This is a genomic window from Saprospiraceae bacterium, assembly GCA_016712145.1.
Classification (GTDB): domain Bacteria; phylum Bacteroidota; class Bacteroidia; order Chitinophagales; family Saprospiraceae; genus Vicinibacter.
Genome location: JADJRO010000001.1, coordinates 2145403 through 2163291 on the forward strand (window position 1 = coordinate 2145403; position 17889 = coordinate 2163291).

At 35.2% G+C, this 17889-nt stretch carries 13 protein-coding genes and 1 pseudogene; 9 read left to right on the forward strand and 5 right to left on the reverse strand.

What is annotated here, in order from left to right:
* Positions 1-9: 9 nt before the first annotated feature.
* The 7 genes and pseudogenes from IPK91_09085 to IPK91_09115 all read left to right on the forward strand — a co-directional run bounded on the left by IPK91_09085 (position 10) and on the right by IPK91_09115 (position 8203).
* Positions 10-1950, forward strand: a complete 1941-nt coding sequence (locus IPK91_09085) for a tetratricopeptide repeat protein (GenBank protein MBK8297413.1) — start codon at positions 10-12, stop codon at positions 1948-1950.
* Positions 1947-2246: a hypothetical protein gene (locus tag IPK91_09090; protein MBK8297414.1), complete on the forward strand. Its 300-nt coding sequence runs from the start codon at positions 1947-1949 to the stop codon at positions 2244-2246. The genes IPK91_09085 and IPK91_09090 overlap by 4 nt, the downstream gene beginning before the upstream one ends.
* Positions 2240-4864: a serine hydrolase gene (locus IPK91_09095; GenBank protein MBK8297415.1), complete on the forward strand. Its 2625-nt coding sequence runs from the start codon at positions 2240-2242 to the stop codon at positions 4862-4864. Before IPK91_09090 ends, IPK91_09095 begins: the two co-directional genes overlap by 7 nt.
* Positions 4865-4870: 6 nt before the next feature.
* Positions 4871-6085: an ABC transporter permease gene (locus IPK91_09100; GenBank protein MBK8297416.1), complete on the forward strand. Its 1215-nt coding sequence runs from the start codon at positions 4871-4873 to the stop codon at positions 6083-6085.
* A 200-nt stretch (positions 6086-6285) separates the two neighbouring features.
* Positions 6286-6651, forward strand: coding sequence for a hypothetical protein (locus IPK91_09105; GenBank protein ID MBK8297417.1), 366 nt, complete (start codon positions 6286-6288; stop codon positions 6649-6651).
* A gap of 4 nt (positions 6652-6655) precedes the next feature.
* Positions 6656-7299 (forward strand): annotated as a pseudogene (locus tag IPK91_09110) (peptidylprolyl isomerase).
* Positions 7300-7318: 19 nt separating this feature from the next.
* Positions 7319-8203 (forward strand): peptidylprolyl isomerase, encoded by an 885-nt coding sequence (locus IPK91_09115; protein MBK8297418.1) that lies wholly within the window; start codon positions 7319-7321, stop codon positions 8201-8203.
* A 6-nt stretch (positions 8204-8209) separates the two neighbouring features.
* Here the strand turns inward: IPK91_09115 and IPK91_09120 are convergent, their stop codons facing one another.
* From IPK91_09120 to IPK91_09140, 5 genes are all read right to left on the reverse strand, one after another.
* Positions 8210-9172, reverse strand: coding sequence for a MoxR family ATPase (locus IPK91_09120; GenBank protein MBK8297419.1), 963 nt, complete (start codon positions 9170-9172; stop codon positions 8210-8212).
* Between the two features lie 222 nt (positions 9173-9394).
* A complete protein-coding gene (locus tag IPK91_09125) occupies positions 9395-12043 on the reverse strand; it encodes a hypothetical protein (GenBank protein MBK8297420.1) in 2649 nt (882 codons plus the stop codon).
* Between the two features lie 79 nt (positions 12044-12122).
* On the reverse strand, positions 12123-12920 hold the full coding sequence (locus tag IPK91_09130; protein MBK8297421.1) for a hypothetical protein: 798 nt from the start codon (positions 12918-12920) through the stop codon (positions 12123-12125).
* Positions 12921-12937: 17 nt separating this feature from the next.
* Positions 12938-13300 carry a fluoride efflux transporter CrcB gene (crcB, locus tag IPK91_09135; protein MBK8297422.1) on the reverse strand — a complete coding sequence of 121 codons (363 nt, stop codon included), beginning with the start codon at positions 13298-13300 and terminating at the stop codon, positions 12938-12940.
* Positions 13287-14351: an undecaprenyl/decaprenyl-phosphate alpha-N-acetylglucosaminyl 1-phosphate transferase gene (locus IPK91_09140; GenBank protein MBK8297423.1), complete on the reverse strand. Its 1065-nt coding sequence runs from the start codon at positions 14349-14351 to the stop codon at positions 13287-13289. Before IPK91_09140 ends, crcB begins: the two co-directional genes overlap by 14 nt.
* Positions 14352-14447: 96 nt before the next feature.
* Between IPK91_09140 and IPK91_09145 the strand changes: the two genes are divergently transcribed.
* Positions 14448-15194: an isoprenyl transferase gene (locus IPK91_09145; protein MBK8297424.1), complete on the forward strand. Its 747-nt coding sequence runs from the start codon at positions 14448-14450 to the stop codon at positions 15192-15194.
* A gap of 148 nt (positions 15195-15342) precedes the next feature.
* Complete coding sequence (gene bamA, locus IPK91_09150) at positions 15343-17889, forward strand: outer membrane protein assembly factor BamA (GenBank protein ID MBK8297425.1); 2547 nt, start codon at positions 15343-15345, stop codon at positions 17887-17889.

The window sequence follows — 17889 nt, forward strand, 5'->3', positions numbered from 1 at the left end:
GTTCTATTTATGTCTAATGCAAATCCATCAATTCTAGATCGTATTTTATATGAGGGAAAATGGCATTTGATCGCATTATTTATTTTAACTTTCGTATTGTATGCCAATACACTCGGCCATGAATTTGCTTTGGATGATGGCATTGTAATCAAAGAAAACAAACATGTAAAACAGGGAATTTCAGGAATCCCTGATTTGTTTTCAAAACATTCGTTTCATGGTTTTTTTAAAAAAAGTGGCAAAGAAAAAGTGGTTGCAGGCGGCCGGTACAGGCCTATGACGCTTGTTTTTTTTGCATGCATTTATGAAATCTTTGGTGAAGATCCTGCAATTTTTCATTTTTTTTCTATTCTTGTTTATGCCTTATTGGGTATCGTAATTTATCAGGTTTTAAAAAAACTATTTCAAAAAATACTTCCTGACGTATCAACACCATTTGCATTCTTTTCAGCAGCCCTTTTTATTGCACATCCGGTACACACTGAATGCATTGCAAATATTAAAGGCATGGATGAATCAGCCAGTTTATTGTTTTCATTGCTTGGATTATGGGCTGCGCTCGAATTTATTGATCGAAAAAAATATATATTTTTAGGACTGTCTGGTCTCGCTTTTTTTACTGCATTGCTTTCAAAAGAAAATGCCATTGCTTATTTGGCAATAATTCCGATTGCATGTTATCTACTGTATTCGAAAACCTGGAAAAGTTTGTTTGCGGTTTTCCTATGTCTATTCAGTGTGACTTTAGTTTTTTTATTTATTAGGGGCAGCATCCTGGGATTCAATCCATTTGGAAGTGTCTCGAAAGAGTTAATGAACAATCCATATCTAAGCTATAAAAATGGCGAAAACGTGCCTATGCTCTTAGCAGATAAAATTGGATTGATAAGTTACAGTTTATTTGAATATATCAGATTATTGATATTCCCGCATCCTTTGACCCACGACTATTATCCAAAACAAATTCCGGTGCTTGGACCTTATTCAATTCAATCTATTTTAGCATATCTAATATACGGTGGTTTAATAATTTTAGCTTTATTAAAATTTCGCAAGTCGCCGATTACAAGTTTTACGATTGTCAGTTACATAATCCCACTCATTTTAGTCAGCAATATCTTTTTTCCTATAGGAACCAATTTAGGAGAGCGTTTTATTTTTATGTCCTCTTTGGGATTTTGCATGTATGTTTCATATCTAATGATTTATTTTTTTAAGAAAAAACTGTCTAATGCATTCTTCATTTTAGCGCCCTTACTCATATTATATTCCATTAAAACCATCATACGCAATCCGGTTTGGCACGACAATGCCACTTTATTTAAAAGTGACATCAAAATTTCAACCCAAAGTGCCAAACTTCACAATGGGCTCGCAGGAGTTTATCTGGAGCGGGTGCGTGATTCTAAAGATTCACTAGAAGTAAAAACCGCCTTAATTGAAGCTAAAAAAGAAGCTGAACGAGCAATCGAAATTAATCCACTCTATATGGAGGCCCATCTTCAATTGGGCAATAGTTATTACTACAGTAAAAATTTTGAAAAGGCCATAGAGGAATATAATTTCATCTTACAACATACACCAGAAGATGAAGATGCATTTAAAAATCTACAATATTCCCTTCGCGAACGGGGACGTCAGATTGGAATGCAAACGGGTGATGTAAAGAAAGCAAAAGATCTAATAAAAAAATCACTGGGAATGAATCCGGATGATTTAGAAGCATTGATGTTAATGGGCATTGCTGAAGGCTCAGAAGGCAATACAGAAAATGCTTTGTATTACTTTAACCAGGTACTAAAGAAAGACCCAAAAAATGCACAGGCTTATTTTAACTTAGGTATAGCTTATCGGAATGTGGATCAACTAATAAAATCTGATTCCATGTTTAATAAAGCGATACAATTGGATTCCAGCATTTACATTAAAAATGGCCAATTCAAAAAATGAGTTGGCAGCATACTCTAATTTGCATTCTTAGTTTTTGCACTGCAAGCCATTCGCAAAATTATTCAGCATCGAGATGGGCGGATAGTGTATTGGCTACTATGAGTTTAGATGAAAAATTAGGTCAACTTTTTGTAATTCGGTCATTTTCCACTCAAAACGAACAACAAATACAAGATGTAAGTACATTGATACAGGATTATCATATTGGCGGTATTTGTTTTTTTAGAGGAACCTCAGGAAGTCTATACGAATTAATTCAAAAGTATCAGACCCTTTCAAAATTCCTGTCATGGTGAGCATGGATGCTGAATGGGGACTTGGCATGCGTATCACAGATGCTTTTTCTTTTCCAAAACAAATGAGCTTGGGCGCATTAAAAGAAAATCGCCTGATTTATGATCTTGGAAAAGAAATGGCCATTCAAATGAAACTTTTCGGAATCCATATGAATTATGCACCGGTCCTTGATATAAATAATAATTTAAACAATCCGGTAATCAATGAGCGTTCCTTTGGTTCAAACAGGCAGCGGGTTCTCTTAAAATCATTTGCGTTTATGCAAGGTTTGCAGGATCATGGTGTGCTGGCATGTGTAAAACATTTTCCTGGCCATGGAGATACTGATTTGGATTCACATAAAGATTTACCTGTTTTAAATTTCAGTACAAAAAGACTGGATAGTTTAGAACTTTATCCATTTGAAGGAATTCTAAATGCAAGGCCCGCTGCAATGATGATAGCCCATTTAAAAGTGCCAGTTATAGATAGTTCTGAAAACATCCCCGCCAGTTTATCAAAAGAAATTTTAAATGGGATACTCCAGAAACGTTTTCAGTATAAGGGTCTACTCATTACAGATGCTTTAGAAATGAAAGGCGTCACAAAAAATTTTAATGCCGGTGAGATCGCTGTAAAAGCCCTTAATGCAGGAAATGATCTGTTGTTGTTAAGTGAAAACATACCCGCAGCTTTTCAAGCAATAAAAATGGGAATTGACTCCAACATTCTGAACTTGAAAGAAATTGATCAGAAAGTAAAACGCATTCTGATTGTTAAATATAAGTTGGGACTAAATGCATGGATTCCAGAAGTGTTTGATACTATTTCTTATAATAAATCTGTTGAGCGATCCATGGTCCTCAAAGATAATATATATAGAAAAACACTCACGCTTGCCAGAGACAGTAATAAATTAGTGCCCATAAGAAAAATACCATTTAACATCAGTTGCGTAAGCATCAATGATGACTTGAATAATGTGTTTCAAAGCCGATTACAGGATTATTCATCTATAAATACTTATTCGATGAATTCTGTTGCAGATTGCAAGCCTGAATGCCTTCAGGCTATTGAAAATTCAGAACTAATTATAGTCTCTATACATAAACTGAATTACCAGTCCAATAAAAATTACGGTGTTAATATTGAATTGCTTCAACAATTAAATAAAATAATTGCAAATAAAAAATGTATCGTTGTATTGTTTGGATGCCCGTATGTTAGTATGTTTCTTCCGGCATCTGCCAGTATCGTTTTGGCATATGAAGACAATGAACGAACACAGGATATCTCAGCTCAAATGGTATTTGGAACTGATCCAATTTGCGGAGTTTCACCTGTAAATATGAATTCCTATTTAAAAGAAGGATTTGGAATACAACGCCCTGCCTTACATCGAATGGGTTTCGCAATTCCAGAATCTATGGGTCTTTCAAGTTTTGTATTAAATAAAATTGACTCCATTGCGGGTGACTTAATTCAAAATCATGCTGCGCCAGGCTGCCAAATTGTTATAGCAAAAGATGAAAAAATTGTATATCGAAAATCCTTTGGATATTTAGATTACGATTCCACCGAATGGGTCGACAATAAAACCTTATATGATCTCGCCTCCTTAACAAAAATAATAGGCAGTGCGCCCGTCTTAATGAGCTTAGTTGATCAAAATAAAATTGAAACTTCCTCAAAAATTAGTAAATACATTTTGGAATTTAGAAATGGGGAGAAACAGAATATTAGTATAAAGGATGTTTTGTTACACCAGGCAAAATTTGTATCCTGGATACCATTTTATAAAAACACCTTGAAATATCCGGATTCATTAAATATTTTAAATCCAACATACTATGATACGGCCGCATCCATTCAATTTAATATTCCAATTTGTAAAAAACTTTATTTAAAATCAGATTACCGGGATAGCACGTTAATGCAAATCATTCAATCCAAAAGCATTCCAGAAAAAAAATACTGGTATTCTGACATTGGATTTTATTTTCTGCCTAACTTGGTTCATGCTACAACAGGTTTACAGTTCGAAAATTATTTCGAAAAAACAATTTCTAACCCATTGAATTTAAGATATACTTGCTTTAATCCATTAAATCATTATTTCTCAGAAAGCCAAATAGCGCCTACAGAAATTGATACATACTTTCGACATCAAAAAATACAAGGATATGTACACGATATGGGAGCTGCCATGATGGGCGGCATTAGCGGACATGCTGGATTGTTTTCGAATGCAGGTGAAGTTGCAATTTTAATGCAACTGTTTCTAAATCTGGGAACTTACGCTGATCAGGAATTTTTTAGCAGTTCAACAGTAACTAAATTTATCAAACGGGATAAAGAACTTGGCAAACGAGCCCTTGTTTTTGATATGCCGGATTTACGGGATAGCACCATTGCCTATGTATCAAACCTGGCTTCAAAAAAAACATTTGGACATCAGGGATTTACTGGAACCTGCGCTTGGGCTGATCCGGTAAATAATATAGTCTATGTGTTTTTATCAAATCGGACCTATCCTGATTCCAAACAAAATCTTTTACACAAAAACAGATACCGCACTAAAATACAGGACCAAATTTATAAAGCGCTTACCACGCGAGAAACTCAAACGCTGAAATAAAGCAGGATGCTTAGTTTAAAAATTGCAAATCGCTATTTGTTTTCCAGAAAATCCTCTCAGGCAATTCACTGGATTACCGGCATTTCAATAATTGGAATTGCCGTTGGTACTGCTGCACTGATTTTGGTTTTATCCGTTTTTAATGGATTTGAAGAGCTCTTATCTGGCATGTTTAGTAAATACAATCCAGATGTTAAAATTGAAATAAAACAAGGCAAAACATTTAAAGAAGACAGTGCAAAATTATTTCAACTGACTCAAATCCCTGGAATCTTAAGATATAGCACAACGCTGGAAGAAATCGCGATGTTTCAATATGCAGAAGCTCAGGAATTCGGAGTATTAAAAGGAGTAGATTCCAACTATGTAACAGTTTGTTCAGTTCATGATGCAATTCTGGAAGGTAGTTTTAAAATCGAAAACGACCACCGCCCATTAGCAAATTTGGGTTTAGGCATTCGGAATAAACTCGGTGTGGATCTTGACAATTTTCAAGAATTTATCAGAGTTTTTATTCCAGATAATAAGGAGACTTCTGATCTGAACAATGCATTAAAACGTTTTCCACTTCAAGCTCAGTCCGTTTATTCTTTTATCCAGGAAAGCGATTATTCTACTATAATCACAAGCATTCAAGGGGTTCGACAAATTACCGGTAAATCAGACCAGTTGAGTTCTATTGAACTTAAATTAAATCCAGCATTTGAGCCTGGGTTTCTCATTCATCAAGTTGAAACGATTTTCGGATCTGACTTTATAATTAAAGATCGCTATAAACAAGATGAGGCTTTTCTTAAAATTATGCGTCTTGAAAAATGGCTATTTTATTCTTTATTTTGTCTGACTCTTTTATTAGTCTCCTTTACAATTGTTGGAACGCTTTGGATGATCGTTCTGGAAAAACGAATTGATATTTCTATTTTAAAATCAATGGGAATGTCAAATAAATCGCTAAGACAAGTCTTTTTAAATTTAGGAATTCTTATTTGTGGCATTGGCTTAGTGCTAGGGTTTACGTTTGCACTTATATTTTATTGGCTTCAAAAAAATTATGGATTAATCGGTGTTCCGGATGAATTTATTATAGATAGCTATCCAATTCAACTTCGCCTAATTGATTTTATTTTGGTCAGTTTTACTGTTTTTGGTATCGGATTACTGGCCTCCTTGCTCCCAACTAAGAAAGTCTATGAAATTCTACCCATTTTCAGAGAAGAATAAACCAGCTGGTTTAAGCAATTAAGTTCTGTAAAAAATATATTTAAAAAGCTGGGATTACGTTCAATAGGAGGCTAGTTGATGATTAATTGTGTCTAAAAAACAATTTATTTTATTGATTATCAACGAAATAGCTATTTATTTTTCATATTATAGTTTATTTATATATATGACACGCTTAGATATTATTAATTTTGCGGTCCATGGAAGTATGGGAACTTGAATTTGAGTGGTTGCGTATTCGTCATTTTGTTAAAGACAAATTTGAAAAATCTGCTTTGCCGGATTTAAATATAGTTTTGTTGTTAATTGGCATTCAGGAATTAGGACTTGTCAAACAAGGACGTTTTACCAAAGAAGAGAAAACAGATTTGATGCATATTGCGTCATGCCGCCTGTTAAGTATTGATGGCTTTTATGAATTTAAAGGAACGGATCAGGATGGTTGGCCGCATTATCAGATGCTTAAACCATTTACTTTAAAGGGAGCAACCGAACAAGAAAATTATTTAAAAGAAAAAGTAATCAATTATTTTAAAACAGAATTTCCAAATGATTTTAACCATTAAGAATATGAATTATAGAATGTTATTTTTCTTGCTTGCAATTTTTAGTTTAAGTGCATGCAGTCGTTCTCAGGAAACGATTTTAATAATTGAAACTCCGATGGGAAAAATGAAAGCGCGCTTGTATGACAGTACGCCAAAACATAAAGCCAATATGATTAAATTGGTTAAAGAAGGTTTTTACGATGGAACACTTTTTCATCGTGTCATTCCTAATTTTATGATACAGGGAGGTGATCCGGAATCTAAAAAAGCGGCAGCTGGTATGATACTTGGAAACGGCGGTCCTGGATATACGATACCCGCTGAAATTGGAAAATTTCATTTTAAAGGAGCTTTGGCAGCCGCTCGTTTAGGAGATGCAGTCAACCCGAAAAAGAATCTTCAGGTTCTCAATTTTACATAGTACAAGGCCAACCAGCAGATGCAAATAATATATCGATTATGACAGCGGGTAAAAATATTTTATACAGTCAGGCGGATATGGAAAAATATGCAAAAATTGGTGGCACACCCTTTTTGGATGGTGGCTATACGGTATTTGGAGAAGTATTTGAAGGTCTTGAAGTAATTGATAAAATTACAGCCGTTGAATGCAATGCCGCCAATCGCCCTATGGCTGACATTCCGATGAAAATCAGCATTCAGTAATATTCCCAAATTGACCCCTATGAACCGATTTTTAATGCTTATTTCAATTGCAGTATATTGCAATTCCTGTTCTAATTCAAATACTCGATTTTCTTTAGAAGGAAATCAGGTGAAGTTACCTGCTAAGGCCTTATTTATTAATAGTTCAGGTGAATCAGACCGTTGGGAATGGGATTTTGGAGATGGCACTCGTTCTACAGAAAAAAATCCAAAACATTTATACTCAAAATCTGGAATTTACCAGGTTGTTCTTAAATCATATAATGGTAAAAAAGTGAATCAAATGCAACAAAAAATTGAAGTGTTACCACCCGATGGTTGTTATGTATTAATCGAAACATCCATGGGCTCCATGATTGCCAAATTGTATGATCAAACGCCTTTGCACCGGGATAATTTTAATAAGCACGCCGAACAGGGTTATTACAATGATTTGCTTTTTCATAGGGTCATTAATGGCTTTATGATTCAAGGAGGAGATCCACAATCCCGAAATTCGGAATCTGGAACCATGCTTGGAAGTGGTGGACCAGGTTTTACGATTCCAGCTGAATTTAATAGAGCCTGTATCCATAAAAAAGGAGCCATCGCTGCTGCTAGAACTGGGGATCAGGTTAATCCTAAAAAAGAATCTTCAGGTTCACAATTTTACATTGTTCAGGGAAGTATCCAAACTGATCAAGCCTTAAATCAAATGGAAGATCGTAAAGGAATTAAATATTCTGAAGAACAACGGAATGCTTATAAAACTTTGGGTGGTACCCCTTTTCTAGATATGGAATATACCGTTTTTGGAGAAATTGTTGAAGGGCTCGATGTCATTGATAAAATTGCTTCTGTTAAAACAGAACGCGGCGACAGACCGTCACAAAATGTCACCATGAAAATCCGTACATTACATTAATCAACCCTATAACAGGGTTTGAATAAACTGATCTATTTTAAGACCATCTGCTTCTGCTTTATAATTTAGTACAATCCGATGGCGTAATACCAAGGCAGAAATTGCTTTAACATCTTCGATGTCCGGCGAAAATTTACCTTTTAATGCAGCATGACATTTGGCTCCAAGGACTAAATATTGAGAAGCGCGCGGACCAGCTCCCCAACTTACGTATTGGTTTACTTCTTTTATTGTATTCGAACTTGAAGGGCGAGTTCGTGAAACCAAGGATACAGCATATTCTAGAACATTGTCCGCTATCGGGATTTTTTTAATTAATCTTTGGAATTCTAATATTTGGTTTGATGTAATGATGCTTTTTAATTGAACCGCTTGATCTGAAGTTGTTTGTTTTACAACTTGTACTTCCTCCTCGTATGAAGGATAATCCAATAAGATATTGAACATAAATCGGTCCAGTTGTGCCTCAGGTAAAGGATAGGTCCCTTCCTGTTCAATTGGGTTCTGAGTTGCTAAAACAAAAAACGGATTTGGGAGACTGTGCTTTACACCACTGACCGTAATATTTCGCTCTTGCATAGCCTCTAAAAGGGCTGATTGCGTTTTAGGTGGTGTCCGGTTGATTTCATCAGCCAATACAATATTTGCAAATATGGGACCTTTATTAAACTTAAATTTTCGCTCTTCATCCAGTATTTCCGAACCGGTAATATCCGAGGGCATTAAATCCGGCGTAAATTGAACTCTTTTAAAGCTTAAGTCTAAAACTTCTGAAATTGTGTTAATCAATAAAGTTTTCGCCAATCCCGGAACCCCAACCAATAAACTATGGCCATTGCTAAACAAAGAAATTAAGCTAGCCTGAACCACTTCATCTTGCCCAACAATTACTTTTCCGATCTCTAATTTTAAATCTTTATAGGCTTGTGCCAGGGCATTCATTCCTTCTACATCCGAACTATACATCATGTTATATTTTAAAGAATCGCAAATTTAAACATTCAGAACTACAAAAGTCTTAGCAAAATCTTAAGGTAATCTCAAAAAATTGCTACCGCTTCTTATTACAATTTGGCTTAAACAGCTCATTTACAGCAGTAAACCAGGATTTCCAGAAAATTGCAAGCCTTGTTTAAGGACTTTTTAGAGATCCTTTATATATTTTAAACGAGACAAGCCCATTCGATTTAATTAAAAATTGGCTCTTAACTGGACCCTTCCTGTATGTAAAGCTTCATTTTCAGCTGCTTTCCTTCCATTATAGTTTAATTGCAATTGCAATAAGGAACTGATCTTATAATCAAATCCGATCTCCCAATTAAAATTATTACCATCCTTATAACTATCCAACATATTAAACTCCACCAATCCACCTTTTGTTCCTTCAAATTGAATTGAAATATATTTTAATTCAGACCGTACCGTCAATTTATTATTAATAAACATCGCAAAGCCATTTTTAGCTTCAAATATTGAAGCTTTTTCCAGCCGATGAATTTGCTCAACGGTTCGTTTAAATGTTGCACCAAAATTAAATCGAATATCCTTTCTAAATCGAAACGATAGCTCTGGCAAGATACTATTTGCGACGATCTTGTAATTTTGATCCACATAAAACTGGGTTACTCTTTCATCAGATTTAAAAAAATACTCCAACTTTAAATCCATCAGTCCAAAAAGACTCCATCGGCTTTTAAAATAGGGATTGTATAATTTTTTTTCATCCATTCCTGATGTTAATAAAATCCGTTGTCCATTATACAAATAACCAGCCTGCAATTCATAAATCGGATGCGCCCTATTATAATAAAGGTTCTGTTGAATGGATGCAGAATATGCAACCAGGTCTGGACGCTTTTTAATAAAATAAATTGGGTCAAGTCGATTTTGAATTTTTGAATCTGTATTAACTTTGGAACTAAACCGAATTCCTGATTCAAATGAAATACCTGCAATTAATTTTAAGAAACCTGTTGGTTTACTAAATAAATTTCTTGCATCCATGGTAAAAAAGTTATTCCAGGAAGCTTGATAAATCTGTATATACTCCGAATTGTAGAGTTGGAATCGTACAAATCGGGCGGTATCAATTTCAGGTGCATACACATATTCATAAATCTGTCGGATTCCATCTTTGTTAAAATCCATATAGATGAAATTACCTTCACCAGGCCGTTTTTCTTCAAAAACATATTCCTGCCTTGGCTCGACTCCACTTTGCAATTCATAATAATTTTTTAAACTAATTGCCTTTTTTAAAAATTGAATTTGATGATCCACATTACCAAGGAAATATAATTTTCCTAAAGAATCATCCAAGGATTTGTTAAAATAATTTAAGTCTCGTCCACTCAATTTTAAATTTAAACGACCCAATCTTTTTAGTTCCCATTGGCTTTCTAAAAGGGCTTCTGTTGCACGACTTAGTTTAGAAAATTGATTGGTATCAACCACATAATCCAAACGATGTTTTGCAGAAAGACTTACTTTATAATTAGTAGAAATCGTATTTTCTATCAACGCTTCATAAGAATCAAAAAAGAAACTGCTTGAAGACAAAGAATCATTCCGCAAATAAATTCGCTCATTTTTATCCCGGATTGCCTGTGCAGCTAATCTCCAATTCTTTAGAAATTTACGTTGAATCACTATTGAGGGTCTCTGAAAGTTACTTTTTTCAATTAAATCTTCACTCACTAAATAATTATAATTCAATCGAATCATATAAGTACTATCTTGCCAAATACCGGAAATCTCATTTTTAGTGGCTTTAAATAAATTTGAACGAATCAATCGTTGCTGTTCTAAATTCAATTCTAAATGCGTCCCAATGTTTGCTGTAACTTTTAGCTTGGGCAAATGATCTGTAGTTCCTAGTTGCGATCCAATATTCCAATCTCTTTCAAACTCAACTGTCCGGTATGAATTGATTGGATTAAAGTATTTATGATTAAACTCATAACTAATAAAACTTTTAAATTGGATGCTTGAATCACGCAAACTCAACATTGGCAAACCGGAATACATTTTTAAGGCAAAGCCTGTATTGTCATTATCCTGTAAACTTGAAACTCTATTTTTATCAAGATCAGATAAGGCAATTTCGATTCCACTGCTTTGATTGGGTTTTCTTTGCCATTCTAAGCCAGCATTTACCATAAATTGTCTCTTGGGGGCAATTAAGGGTATAACCGGTTCATAATTCCCATTCAACTTTCCAGTAAGAGGATCCGGTGCACGCCATTCATACACGCGTCCATTTGCTGTACTTAGTTTTAAGATATAATGTCCTTGTCCATTTAACACTTCTGAAAAACCAACTTGCAAGGCACTGCTGTCTGCATTTGGATCATACAGTAAGTATTTAAAAGCTGTTGGAGATCCTTGAATAGTAATAATCGTATCCCGTTCGCGATAATAAATTCGATTCAGATTAAAACCCGATCCTGCTTTGCGAATTCCGGAACGAACTGCTAATTTGACATTATCTCCACTTGCATTGAGCGCAACCCGATCTAATGAATCCAGGTCAGAATCAATTGCAGGTTGTTTACTATCTTGTTCATTGAAAACGTTAAAATACGATTTGAATTTTTTATTTTGAATCTGCGTTTGTATTACTTCAAGACTTCTGGTATAATTTTGGTCAAGATATTCAAATTCAATTATTACGCGGCTGTTTTCAGAAATGATTCGACGCGTTGAAAATCGTATCTCAGCTAAATTATAATCTACTGTATAATCTGCATCTTCTCCTCGCACCAATAGTTCACCATCCAACCATACTTTTTCACTGGATGCCAGCATGATAATAAATTGCTCATTATTAATTCCATACAAACGATACGGACCTTGATTTCCATTTTGTGATTTAAGGCTAAGCCTGTTCGATTTCCCTTTGGAAATAGCAAATGCAGATTTAGTCTGTAATTCCCAGGATTTTAATTGGTGTTTTGTTTCTAATACACCCCCCTATTTTTTTGTAATAATTCATAAAATAACCTGCAGGTCGATTTACTTCAAAATCCCCAGCAGTTAGATGTTGCATGTTTTTTGATAAACGGATAAACAATTTATCAAATTCCTGAATTTGCCTGGTATTTCCTTCAGGCTGAATGGGAATTTGATTATCAGAAATAGCTCCTAATATTGAAAATCCATCTCCAAGGTCTCCACTCATTTGTAAGTTCAAACTAGAATTTAACACCAATGATTGATTGTTGCCACTACTGATTCCTCTGGTAAAATTTCCAGAATAATCTATCCCTGGACTGGACCACCAATCAGAATTTGATTTAACAACATATTCCGGATTTGCGTAATCAGGACGGAGCGGATTTTGCCGGATCGCTGTATCAAATAAAAAAAACAGTTTTTTTGGTATGATTGGAAATACCCGGTAACAAATTTGAATTGTTTTTGTGGTATCCGGGTTTGAAATCAGTATTAAATTGCTGTCACTTTGAAAACTGAAACTAATTTGTTCTTCTAAGACACCAACTGTTTGAATTTGGATTGTGGAAGGAGCAATCAGAAAACTATCAATTAAGACGATTTGACCTGAAGATTGAACCAGCTTACATCGCAAAGATGAATATTGTGAGAAGAGCAGAAGGTTTCCAAAGAAAAATAATACAATTACCAGGGACCCCTTTCGTAAAAAAGATGTACAATCAAAGTTAAACCTGATTCTTACCGGATAAAGTGATCTTGACAAGAAGTTAAATTAGAATTTCAAAATTTCCATGCCAATCCAAATCCAAGCAAACATGCAAATAAACTGGCGACACTATACAACGCACACGTGTAGAATTCAGATTGTTGAATTAACTGAAAATTTTCAGCAGTGAATGTTGAAAAAGTACTAAACCCACCGCAAAAACCAATCATAATTAAATATCGAACCCAATGCTGGGAGTCGTTTGCCTGAAAATATTTGAACGAAAATCCAAGTATAATTGAAGCAATTACATTAGATAAAAATGTGGAAACAGGAAACTTAGAATATTGAAAATAACTAATTGTTGAAATCCAAAATCGCAGTAAACTACCCGCTCCTCCTCCAAAGAATATTAATAACAAATTAGAGAGTGTCATTGGTAAGTTGCGATTTGGATTTTTTCATATAAAGCAATACAGCGGTTAATACAAGGCCAAACGAAACAATAAATACCAATAACAATAAATTCCCAATTGCCTGAGCTTTCACTACAATTAACATAACCACTGCGTTCAATCCAATTAATACGCAGGTTGCTTGTAAATGATTCAGGCCGGCATCCACCATTAAATGATGTATATGCTGCCTGTCAGGATGAAATGGAGATCTTCCGGAAAATAAACGAACAAAAAAAACCCGAAGCATGTCAAACAATGGTAAAAATAAAATACCAATAGCAACAGCCGGAGCTGCAATGATTTGATACAATGGGTTGGGGGAACGATATGCTAATTCAATAAAACTTATCGTGAGAATCGCACAAATCAATCCTATTAATAAAGATCCGGTATCTCCCATGAAAATTTTTGCCGGTGTGAGATTAAATTTTAAAAACGCAATCAGTGATCCAACTAATGCAAAGGAAATAATACTTAATACAACCTGATCCGCCATATAAAACCAAGAACCGTATGCTGTGGCAATCAAAATACCAAGACTTCCGCTTAAGGCATTGATCCCATCAATCAGGTTGAATGCATTTACGATTACTAAAATGGTAAATAATGAAATCAAAACACTAATTATATAAGGCAATTCATCCACATAAAATATTCCGTAAAAACTGGTTATTCGTATATTCGCTTTAAAGATTAAGATACACGAAGCAAAAACTAAACCCAACATTTTTTTATAAGGAGTAAGTGGAATGATATCATCTTTAGCACCCATTAAGAAAATAATAATAAACGCACAGAGAATGTATTGCAAATCGCCAAAAACATTAAAGGGAGTCCACAAAACAATAGAAAATAAAACTCCGGCAAAAATTCCAATTCCACCTAAAGTGGGAATGCTGCGTTTATGGACTTTTCGTTCACTAGGCTCTTCCGTGAGCATTTTAAACTTCGCAATATTGATTATGGAAGGAATAATCAAATAGGTAAAAATAAATGCCGTTAAGAAACTGAGTACTAATCTGTAAAACATCTTTCAAGGAGCCCTTTAGAAACAGCAAAATAAACAAATTTTGAAAAATTTTAATATATAAAATAAAAGATTCCTTTACATAACTTTACGTTTCGCATGGAAGAGACCATTTTACCACACTTAAATAAGGACAATCTTCCCCAACACATTGCCATTATAATGGATGGGAATGGTCGATGGGCTAAGCAACGAGGGATGCCAAGGCTTTTTGGGCATCGCCATGGAGTCAAGACCGTACGTGAAATTGCAGAAGCATCTGCTGAATTGGGTATTAAATTTCTAACACTTTATGCATTTTCCACTGAAAACTGGAACCGACCTGAATTAGAAGTCAAAGGACTGATGAGTCTATTGGTGGAAACCTTGAAAATTGAATTAAATGCTCTAAAAAAGAATAAAATCCGACTTCGTGCAATCGGGGACCTGAGTCAACTCCCTGAAAAAACCCAACAAGCTTTGATGATGGGCATGGATGAAACCAACGATAACAACCGGATGGACCTCATTTTAGCCTTAAATTATAGCTCCAGATGGGAAATTCTCCATGCAATCAATCAAATTGCTCGGGATGCTGCATCGGGTATTTTGGACCTTCCTATAGGCGAAGCTGGTTTTAACCAGTATTTAAGTACCCATGGAATCCCAGATCCGGAATTAATGATCCGTACCAGTGGAGAATATCGGATTTCAAATTTCTTGCTTTGGCAAGCAGCCTACACCGAATTGCATTTTACCCCTGTTTTTTGGCCAGATTTCACAAAACAGCATCTTTTTCAGGCTATTCAGGATTATCAGGGAAGACAAAGACGTTTTGGCAAAACAGAAGAACAACTTAAAATTTAGACCAAATTTTGGTTTAATATGCAACCTTTTTAAGAAAATCAGTCTTTAAATGCAAATCCTTGCATTGGTTTGTGAGGGCTAACTAAGGCTTATTTAATTACCTTTGGGCCCACAATCCGGAAAGGGTTGCCAACGTTAATAAGTCTCTATGTTTCCAAGGTTTTTATTACATATTATAGCTCCAACCTTACTTTTCATATGGTGTAGCTTCCAGGTTTCTGCTCAAGTCGAAGAATTTATTCCTTACGACAATAAGATTTATGAAATTTCAGCTATCACGGTCAGCGGAAACCAATTTAGTGATGCAAATGCCATTATTGGAATTTCAGGATTGCGCATCGGGCAAAAAATTAATATCCCGGGCGCAGATATTCCAAATGCAATTAAAGCAATTTACAAACAACGACTGTTTACTCAAGTCAATATTCAAATTGCTACTCAAGTTCAAAATGTAGTGAGCCTTCAGATAATTGTTGAAGAAAAACCTCGGTATTCTACACATTCATTCAAAGGAGTTAAAAAATCTGCCCATGAAGATTTAAATGTGATCATTTCAAATCATCTTCCAAAGAATTCAGTTTATACCAATGAAATTAACGAAGCCCTGGTAACTAGTTTGCAGGCTTTTTATATTGAAAAAGGATATCTGGATGCTAAAGTAGTAATACATCAATTACCCGATGAGAAGAAACCAAATACAATTAAATTGCTTTTTGATTTTCATAAAAATAAGCGAGTAAAAATTGCTAAGATTAGTTTTTCAGGAAATAAATTGGTGAAATCCCGTAAACTGCGTAAACAAATGAAAGAGACCAGAAGTTTCTGGCATATATTCAGTAAATCAAAATTTCAGGAAGATAAATATCAAACAGATAAGGAACACCTAATTACATATTATAACGGACAAGGGTTTCGGAATGCAGATATTATTGGTGATTCAATCTGGCGCCAGTCAAATGGTAAATTACGCATTCATATAAATCTTAATGAAGGCAATCGATTTTATTTTAGAACGATCAGTATCAAAGGGAATTCTTTATATCCTGAAAGTCACATAAAAAATGTTTTAGGGATTCAGAAAGGAGATGTCTATGATCAGGAGTTATTACAAAAGCGACTCAGTTTTGCACAGGATGGCCGGGACGTAAGCAGTTTATATATGGATGAAGGGTATTTGTTTTTCAGAGCAGAACCTGTTGAAGTTGCTGTTGAAAATGATTCTGTAGACCTTGAAATTCGCATTACAGAAGGTCCGCCTGCAACGATAGATAAAGTAGTGGTTCGAGGCAATGAACGTACGCACGAGCAAGTGATCCGTCGTGAAATTAGAACACGGCCCGGACAAAAATTCAGTCGATCCGATATCATTCGTTCACAACGAGCGATTCTTGCTTTGGGTTTCTTTAATCCGGAAGCATTGGGAATAAATACCCCTGTAAATCCTAAACGTGGCACCGTCGATATTGAATATACTGTTGAAGAGAGACCTTCGGATCAATTAGAATTATCTGCTGGCTATAGCGCCTATGGATTAATTGGAACGCTTGGGGTTGTTTTTAATAATTTTTCTACAAGAAACTTTTTCAAAAAATCAAGTTGGAGTCCACTTCCCCAAGGAGATGGACAAAAATTATCTTTGCGTGCTCAAACTAATGGTCGGTATTATCAGTCTTATAATTTTTCATTTACTGAACCCTGGCTGGGTGGAAAAAGACCTACCTCATTAACGATTGGAGGTATCTACAGCTTAATTGATAATTCAGCTTATGGGAGTACACCGGGAAGCTTAAGCATTGCGCGTTTGTCAGGTGCATTAGGAACTCAATTAAAATGGCCTGATGATAACTTTGGTACTTCCGGTGCCATTAACTTAGAACGTATCAGATTAAATCAATACGTAGGATTTAATGTTGGAACACCCGCAATTGCAGTTGATAATGGGGATTTTTATAATATTTCATTTAAACAAACTTTGGTTCGCTCCACAGTTTCTGAACCCCTCTTTCCAAGATCTGGTTCTCGTATTTCAGTTTCTTTACAATTAACACCTCCTTATTCTCTATTCCGATCCAACTGGAATCCAGATAGCATCAGTGTCAATAAAAGATATCAGTGGGTAGAATATCATAAATGGCGTATGGATGGAGAATGGTATGTCAATTTGGCAAATAAATTAGTCCTGGCTTTTAATGCAAAAATCGGTATCCTAGGATACTATGATAAAAAACTTAAAGCACCTCCATTCGAACGATTTGTACTGGGTGGCGATGGACTTAACAATCAATCTTTTACAGTAACCGGAAGAGATATCTTTTCATTAAGAGGCTACGAAGTTGAAGATGTCAAAGCAAAAACAGTCGATGAACGCAGAACCATTCGTACCGATGCTGAAGATGCTACCATCTTTAATAAATTTACAATGGAGTTAAGGTATCCTTTGTCCCTGAATCCAAGTGCCACAATTTTTGGTTCTATTTGGGCACAAGGTGGCAATTCCTGGAATTCGTTTAAAGAATACAATCCGCTCTCATTAAAACGATCAATAGGATTTGGCGTGCGTGTATTCCTTCCTATGTTCGGATTGTTGGGATTTGATTACGGAATTGGTTTTGACAAACCCTGGTTGGATCCAAAATCTACATCCTTAAAGGATTATGCAAAATTTAGTCTGATTCTGGGCTTTGAGCCAGAATAG

What these genes read in the sequence shown, in the direction of transcription:
- IPK91_09085 (MBK8297413.1), top strand. Translation starts at nt 10, where the DNA reads ATGTCTAATGCAAATCCATCAATTCTAGATCGTATTTTATATGAGGGA.
- IPK91_09090 (MBK8297414.1), top strand. Translation starts at nt 1,947, where the DNA reads ATGAGTTGGCAGCATACTCTAATTTGCATTCTTAGTTTTTGCACTGCA.
- IPK91_09095 (MBK8297415.1), top strand. Translation starts at nt 2,240, where the DNA reads ATGGTGAGCATGGATGCTGAATGGGGACTTGGCATGCGTATCACAGAT.
- IPK91_09100 (MBK8297416.1), top strand. Translation starts at nt 4,871, where the DNA reads ATGCTTAGTTTAAAAATTGCAAATCGCTATTTGTTTTCCAGAAAATCC.
- IPK91_09105 (MBK8297417.1), top strand. Translation starts at nt 6,286, where the DNA reads ATGGAAGTATGGGAACTTGAATTTGAGTGGTTGCGTATTCGTCATTTT.
- IPK91_09115 (MBK8297418.1), top strand. Translation starts at nt 7,319, where the DNA reads ATGAACCGATTTTTAATGCTTATTTCAATTGCAGTATATTGCAATTCC.
- IPK91_09120 (MBK8297419.1), bottom strand. Translation starts at nt 9,172, where the DNA reads ATGATGTATAGTTCGGATGTAGAAGGAATGAATGCCCTGGCACAAGCC.
- crcB (MBK8297422.1), bottom strand. Translation starts at nt 13,300, where the DNA reads ATGACACTCTCTAATTTGTTATTAATATTCTTTGGAGGAGGAGCGGGT.
- IPK91_09140 (MBK8297423.1), bottom strand. Translation starts at nt 14,351, where the DNA reads ATGTTTTACAGATTAGTACTCAGTTTCTTAACGGCATTTATTTTTACC.
- IPK91_09145 (MBK8297424.1), top strand. Translation starts at nt 14,448, where the DNA reads ATGGAAGAGACCATTTTACCACACTTAAATAAGGACAATCTTCCCCAA.
- bamA (MBK8297425.1), top strand. Translation starts at nt 15,343, where the DNA reads ATGTTTCCAAGGTTTTTATTACATATTATAGCTCCAACCTTACTTTTC.